The organism is Pseudomonas sp. 57B-090624, assembly GCF_003234055.1.
GTDB lineage: Bacteria > Pseudomonadota > Gammaproteobacteria > Pseudomonadales > Pseudomonadaceae > Metapseudomonas > Metapseudomonas tohonis.
Genome location: NZ_QKRU01000139.1, coordinates 1 through 6,516, shown reverse-complemented (window position 1 = coordinate 6,516; position 6,516 = coordinate 1). Strand labels below are relative to the sequence as shown.

Genomic DNA, 6,516 nt, shown 5'->3' with positions numbered 1-6,516 from the left:
TCCCCACCCTCTTCACCCGCCACAAGCGCCTGCTGCGCGCCGTGCTGCTGGAAGACCAACCCTGGTTCGTGGTCACCGACCTGGCCCGGCTGATGAACCACCCACCCCTGGCTGAGCGCCTGCCGCACAACCTGGATGACGACCAGATGCAGATCGCCTGGATACGCAACGGCCATGGCGACTTCAAGTGCGAATGGCTGGTGAGCGAATCCGGCGCCTATGCCGCGCTCATCCACTACTACCACCCGGAAAACCGCTGCATCCGCCAATGGCTCACCCAGCAGGTGATCCCCTGCCTGCGCGCCGAACAGCCTCAGGTCGGCCACTGGCCCGTGCGTTCGGTGGCGCAATGGATGGGGCAGGAGTTGCAGGTGCTGCATTGGCAGGACGTGGTCTGGCTGCCCTTTGAGGACTGCCCGCGCCTGCTTCCCAGGCCGCCCCATGTGATCGGCTAGCACGGCCGAGGGCTGGAGGTTCCAGCCCTCATCCACCGCCCCTCAGAGCGTGATGGCGGTGGCCGGATAGAACAGCACATTGAGCCCGAAGAGGATCATCCAGAAGCCGATCTCAAGCGTCTCGGTGATCGGCTGGATGCGCCGGATCGCGCCATACACATGCACCACGAACATCAGGATGAAGACCAGGAACAGCAGGTCGAACGCATAGCTGTAGCCGGTCCCCGTGGTGACGGCACGCAGCATGGCCAGCTCGATGATCAGGATGAACGCCCCCAGGCAGCGGCCGAAGTAGATCGCCAGGTGCTGGTGCTCCGGAATCCTCCAGCGCATGAGCCGGGCCCAGGCGATGGGGGCCAGGAAGATGGGCAGGGCGAAGAACAGCGTCGTCACGGTCATCAGCGTGGCGAGGTATTCCCGGCTGTATGGCGCGTAGTAACCAGGCATCACAGAACTCCTTGTTCCGTTGCCGCAGTGGGCATCGTTATTGTTTTAAGGCGCGTCTTGCCGGCGGAAGAATCGGGATGCCGGGTGCGGCGGGTCAAGGAGTTCGCGGGATGGCAGTACCAAGGAAGGTGACGGGGGCAAGAGGGATGACGACCTAAGTCGCAACGCGCCCAAGGCACCTTCGCCCCTGCCCAGCGCCCCGGCTGATGACGTGCCCATCGCCGCTTCGTACTATCCCGCTCCCCGATTCATCGCCAAGGAATGCATGTGGAAAACAGGACCCGGAGCTGGACGAAAGAACTTGTCCCGAGTGTGATGGCCTTGAGCTTCGCCATCCTCGGTGGATTCGTCGCCGCCGTGCTATCGAGCCTGGTGCTGTTTATGTGGCTTGGCCTCTGGTTTGACCTCTACGTGTACTCCACGACAGCCTTCTTCTTCGTGCTGAGCGGTGGAATGCTCTCCTCGCTGAACAAGCCCGCAACTGCGACCAGCCTTGCCGTGATCACGATCCTGGCCGCTCTGGATCAGGTGGGAGAATCGATAGACCCCACGACCTACATGCCGACCTATCTGCCGCTGCTGAGTATCTGCATCGCCTCGGTCGTAGCCGCCCTCACTGTGATGTTCTGCAGTCGGCTCAGGGAGCACCAAGCCAATGAGTGAAATTGAATGGACGGCTCGCAACCGAAGCCACCGAACTCAAAAGACTCCTGCATCGGTTTCATCAAGTTGAAAAAGGCACTCATCGGACTGATAGCAGTCGCATTGCTCGGCACCTGGCTCACCACCGGCGTCTACCAGACACGCTTCGCCGAGGACAACCGCCTGGTCTTCTTCATCAAGCAGCAGCCCTCCTTCCGGGTGGCATTCGTGAACCCCTTCGCCACCGATGCCGACAGCAAGCCCCTCAGCCGGCTGAGCGCGCAGGAGCGGCAGGAGGTGATCGACTACTGCCGCTATCGCCTGGGGATCGCAACGGAATTGAAGACGCAGGACGAGCTGGATCGCTGCGAGCGACGCTGACGCTGTTCCTTGCCGACCTGGCACTCGACGCAACTGACGACATGGACGCCATGTACCTGCTCTACCCCTCATCACCAGAAAACCCGAACGAGGCCTTTGCCGAAGAGTTCGCAGCGGCCAAGGCTGCCGGCCTCGCTTGCTCGCTGTTCTCCTGCGAGGATTTGGAGCTGCAACGCTTCAAGCCGAAACCGGCCCTCGAAGAAGGGGCCTGCGTCCTGTACCGGGGCTGGATGCTGACGCCAGATGCCCACGGCTACCTGCACGCGGCCATCGCCAGCCAAGGCGCCATTCCCGTCACCAGCCACGCCGAGTGCGTAAGAACACTCTGGATACCGCTCGAGGTGGAGCTTTATTCACCGGAAAGCGAAATCAACATCGAAGAACGTGCGTCCGAGTAAGCCTTAATCCCGCTAGCCCTAGCCAACGACCTGAGCTTGGCGATGTTTCTCCGGGTGCCGCCCATGAGCGCGGCCCGAGCGACGCCCGGGCCTTGGTAAAGATTCACCTTGAGCCGATCCAAATTGACCGCTTCAGGTGAACGCGCCAAGGCGCACTACGACAGTGGTTATCGGTCAGATAGAGGAAACGTTGTCCTCCGGTTGTAAAGTCGCGCCTTAGTCGCGCAGACAACAGCTCGCTCGCCAGAAACACCACGAACACCCCAACCCGTGAGGCCAGCCAGTCGACCAAGCTATTTGGCCCCACCCCAAACTGTTATTCGTCAGTACTGAGAGACAATAACAGTCGAGAATAGCGCGTTGGCACTTGGCGACAATAGAGCTCTAAGTAGTATGAGAAAATTTGGCGCCATGAATTAATGTGCAACTCATCCAGCTCATCCAGCTCATCCAGCTCAAACAGGATTAAGCGTATCGCTCTGAAAAATGCCTTAACCCATAAATCAGATATGAGCACATACAACCTACTCTGCAGCTATTTCTTCAGCCACTTGAAGAGCGGAGAAGATTGTCTCGTCATTCAACAGTTCGGCCCACGACCCAGAAGCCAAGACTTTCCCACCATCAACAAACAATACCCGGTCAAATCTGCCAAGCACCTTAAGATCATGAGTGACACAGATCAACGAGCATCCCTCGAAGCGCTTGAATAAAAAATCCCAGACCTGCTCAGCTGAAACTGGATCCAAGGATGCGGTCGGCTCGTCAAATAAATTAAATTCACCTGGCCTCATAATCACTCGAAGCAACGAGAGGCGTTTGAGCTCTCCCCCGGAGAGGTTTGTGCCTTGGTTTTCCACCTCAAAATTATCTAATTCAAGAGCCAATCGAGGTAAAGCAAGACCGTTGAGACAACTGGCGAGTTCTTCTCTATCACAGGGCTGCCCAAAAAGCACCGAATCAACAATTGGCCCATTCATAATATTAGGAGATTGTGGGCAATAGCGAAGAAGAGAAAACTGATCTTTGCTCGAAAGACTATTAATACTAGTACCTTCTATTTTCAGAGCAGTAGACGATTCAATTAAAACACCTGCTAGAGCTTCGAGTAACGTTGTCTTTCCAGACCCACTACTTCCCACAATGGCAATATTTTCACCCCTATTAATAGAAAGCAACTCTACGATTTGCAGAAGATCAGCCTCTGGTCGCTGAATACATAGCGGCTGCAAAGTCAGTGTTTTCGCCTCTGAGATTTTTTTTGTCTCAACAGGTCTATCCGGCCTGAAATTCTGTAGATTTAATATCTGCTGAAACCGTTTCTGGTCAGAGGAAAATTGATCAGTAAACCGATGCGCTTCCGCGACAGAGGCAACATTATTGAAGAAAGCTGTCGCAATAGTGAACATTGCAACCATCTCACCAACAGTCATAAAAGGCACTTCCGATGACTGATCTATAAAGCCAAACAACAATATCCCCGCTGTCGACAAGCAAATGAATAGCGCCTTAGCGGAACCCAGTATCGATGCCGAAAAACCGATTTTAATTGCCGCCAGGGCATAACCGCGATACGCACCATCAAGTGAAGCAAACGCTGACTCTGGAGCCCCCTCACATTTAATTGCCTTTGCGGCTGTAAAAGTCTGCACAAAGCTTGCCGCCACCTCATCTTCCTGATCATTCAAATCATCAATCTGATTACGCCGCCAACGAATTATATGATGATTAATGACAAGGTAACCTATCGCTGTACATAGCACTGTACAAAAAACCAAGAACCCGCCATAAAAAAATAATACCCCCCCTACTATCAGAGTCTCTATAAATAGCGGCACCCCGGAAGTCAGGAGAAAACCTATAAGTTTTTCATAGGCCATTACACCACGATCAACCGTATTGATAAGACCACCGATGCGCATAGCAGAAAAAACCTCAAAACCCTTACTCATTACATTACGCGCCCACTGCAATGAGCTTTCATATACACAATCCTGAACCAGCCTAGACAAATAAAGCGACTGCAGGGGACTGATAAAAACTTGGACTAATCCAGCAATACAGAACGCAACAAGCAAAATCGGAATATGCTTAGATGAACCCACCCCCGAAGTCAAACCATCAACAATGTGCCCAAGTAATATTGGAGCAGCTATTAACGTAAGCTTACTCAATGAAACAAACAGTAAAACCTGGACCACTTTCCAAGGCTTGGACTGTAGGGCAGCAATTATTCGCGAATCCAACATTTACCATACCTACCCTTCAAAGGGTGATTTGAGCAACACACTATGCGGAGCGACCCACTTCCCACTTCTTATCAAATTAAAACGTTCCATACCCGGAATATAGACCTGCACCACAACAACTGAGCTCCCCAATTTACTCAACACCCGAAAATAGCCATTAAACCCAGCAAGCTGAAGACTAGCAAGAGCACTCTCAACCTGCTTATCTGGCCTATGAGAAAACCTACCGTATAGCTCAGGCGTAGAATCAACTACTTTCGAGCTACTTATCTGTAACGTTCGCAACGCACCTAGTCTTTTAGAGCATGAGATAACCCGAATGGCCTGTTCATCAACACAGCGCTCTTCATATCCGTACAATGTCTCAGCTTGAATAAGCTCATGAACAGCTCGACTGAATGCCAGTAAGAATGATTGCGAGAAGCCCGAACCAATCTGCGGCAAGGAGAATTCATGTTTTTCCTCCCCTCTCACGGCGACGCAGAAAAACCCTCCAAGCAGCATATCTACAAAATAAACTCTAATGTTTCCAATCAGCACGACATCAATCACATCAAGCAGCTCACTTATACGTGTCTGCGAAATCTCAAAAATATCAATTTCACCTCCACTACCAATAGAATTAAGCATTACCAAGGATAGAATATGGCGCTCAACCACCTCATTTAATCCATGTAAAATCGCCTCATCTAAGCTACAACCCAAGGCAGCCCCTGAATTAGTAGAGTATCGCTCAAGAAATGTTTCACACGCACTAGTAGGCGGTGAATCACAGGGGCAGACAAGCATTTGTGGAATTATAAGACACTCTTCTCCAACTAAACTCTGGAACTTCACCCCCTCAATGCACTCATCAAAACGACCTAAGCTCTTAAGGATGCCATCACGTTGTACAGGGATCTGTTCAGCGATTTGAGAGGCGGTGACCTGGACGATATCGACAGAACCATCATCGCGTAGACTGTAATGTTCAAACGCCTCAGCAAGCGCACCGACTTCACAGCTGTTACCCTTTCCCGCCCCTTCTGCAACCAGCTCCCCGGCAATATAAAGAGCAGCAACAGCGACTTTAGGACAAACTTGATCAACAACGCTTTCCAAGCCCGCACTTTCAAAAGCCGCCCTCAACAACAGCTTTCTTGAAACGTCAAGCACTTCCCTTTCGTAATTATGGCTATCCATGTCATGCCTCCTATTGAGTAGCGCGAGGCATCTCGCGCTACTCTTTTTGCTTACTCTGACGTTGCAGGCAGATCAACAGTCTCGACAGTGTCAATCCGTCCCGTTTCCTTCAACTCCTCCTTGAAAAATTCAACCTCACTTTGAGTCAGCTCTCCGTGCTGAGGATACAGATGCCAATTCCCACCTGTGCGCTCTGAACGTTTACGTCCCATGTCTACTATCCTTATATTGATTACCGTTGAACCAGCCAATGAGTCAGCCGGTACACGAAGTAAACAATGGATATAGCCACCTGATAACTACCAAAACTGGTAGCTTTTAAGCTCCCCCTCCCCACCTAAAATAGTCGCTATATCAAACCATGAATAGCCGCGTAAGCAGCAGCCTGCGCTTTGTTACCAACATCTAGTTTTTTATAGATATTCTTCAAATGAAAGTTAACAGTATCCACTGAAATATAAAGCGTCTTCGCTATCTGCTTGGAAGTTTCACCATCGGCAACACACCTGAGCACCCTTATTTCTTTCGCACTCAAGGACGCTCTCTCATTAGCCTGAACCTCACAGTCCAAGGAAATTGCCTTATAGATCGCTTGCATAGCGACAAACTTAAAGCTGCAACTCAAAAATCGATACTCTTCACTACATACCCTTTCACTTGCCCTGACCAAACTTACAATGCCGGTTACAGAAAATTTCGGAATAACAACACAAGCCACACCGAACGCCCCCTCCCCCTTATCATCCCCCTCCGATTCAATAC

Annotated in this window: 8 protein-coding genes; 4 read left to right on the top strand and 4 right to left on the bottom strand. The window is 51.7% G+C overall.

Annotated features, from left to right (window positions below; all coding sequences use genetic code 11):
* Positions 1 to 455 (top strand): BRO family protein (locus DMX10_RS31540; RefSeq protein WP_178083035.1); only part of this gene is annotated, 455 nt, incomplete at its 5' end.
* Positions 456 to 497: 42 nt separating this feature from the next.
* Here the strand turns inward: DMX10_RS31540 and DMX10_RS31535 are convergent.
* Positions 498 to 902 carry a hypothetical protein gene (locus tag DMX10_RS31535; protein WP_111264786.1) on the bottom strand — a complete coding sequence of 135 codons (405 nt, stop codon included), beginning with the start codon at positions 900 to 902 and terminating at the stop codon, positions 498 to 500.
* 267 nt (positions 903 to 1,169) lie between these two features.
* On the opposite strand from DMX10_RS31535, the gene DMX10_RS31530 reads away from it, so the two are divergent.
* Genes DMX10_RS31530 through DMX10_RS31520 form a run of 3 tightly spaced genes read left to right on the top strand, consistent with a single transcriptional unit; the run spans position 1,170 to position 2,323 of the window.
* Positions 1,170 to 1,565, top strand: a complete 396-nt coding sequence (locus DMX10_RS31530; RefSeq protein WP_111264785.1) for a hypothetical protein — start codon at positions 1,170 to 1,172, stop codon at positions 1,563 to 1,565.
* Between the two features lie 6 nt (positions 1,566 to 1,571).
* Positions 1,572 to 1,925 (top strand): hypothetical protein, encoded by a 354-nt coding sequence (locus tag DMX10_RS31525; RefSeq protein WP_256604893.1) that lies wholly within the window; start codon positions 1,572 to 1,574, stop codon positions 1,923 to 1,925.
* A gap of 50 nt (positions 1,926 to 1,975) precedes the next feature.
* A complete protein-coding gene (locus tag DMX10_RS31520; protein WP_146603109.1) occupies positions 1,976 to 2,323 on the top strand; it encodes a hypothetical protein in 348 nt (115 codons plus the stop codon).
* 524 nt (positions 2,324 to 2,847) lie between these two features.
* On the opposite strand, the gene DMX10_RS31515 is transcribed toward DMX10_RS31520, so the two are convergent.
* From DMX10_RS31515 to DMX10_RS31505, 3 genes are all read right to left on the bottom strand, one after another.
* Positions 2,848 to 4,572 (bottom strand): ABC transporter ATP-binding protein, encoded by a 1,725-nt coding sequence (locus DMX10_RS31515; protein ID WP_111264783.1) that lies wholly within the window; start codon positions 4,570 to 4,572, stop codon positions 2,848 to 2,850.
* 9 nt (positions 4,573 to 4,581) lie between these two features.
* The gene (locus tag DMX10_RS31510; RefSeq protein WP_111264782.1) at positions 4,582 to 5,754 is read right to left on the bottom strand and encodes a YcaO-like family protein; all 1,173 of its coding nucleotides are present in this window, start codon (positions 5,752 to 5,754) and stop codon (positions 4,582 to 4,584) included.
* 349 nt (positions 5,755 to 6,103) lie between these two features.
* Positions 6,104 to 6,516: LuxR family transcriptional regulator (locus tag DMX10_RS31505; RefSeq protein WP_218281353.1), on the bottom strand; the 413-nt coding region annotated here is incomplete at its 5' end.

Excerpts from the sequence above, each read along its gene's own strand:
- DMX10_RS31535 (WP_111264786.1), bottom strand. The coding sequence starts at position 902 with ATGCCTGGTTACTACGCGCCATACAGCCGGGAATACCTCGCCACGCTG.
- DMX10_RS31525 (WP_256604893.1), top strand. The coding sequence starts at position 1,572 with ATGGACGGCTCGCAACCGAAGCCACCGAACTCAAAAGACTCCTGCATC.
- DMX10_RS31520 (WP_146603109.1), top strand. The coding sequence starts at position 1,976 with ATGTACCTGCTCTACCCCTCATCACCAGAAAACCCGAACGAGGCCTTT.
- DMX10_RS31515 (WP_111264783.1), bottom strand. The coding sequence starts at position 4,572 with ATGTTGGATTCGCGAATAATTGCTGCCCTACAGTCCAAGCCTTGGAAA.
- DMX10_RS31510 (WP_111264782.1), bottom strand. The coding sequence starts at position 5,754 with ATGGATAGCCATAATTACGAAAGGGAAGTGCTTGACGTTTCAAGAAAG.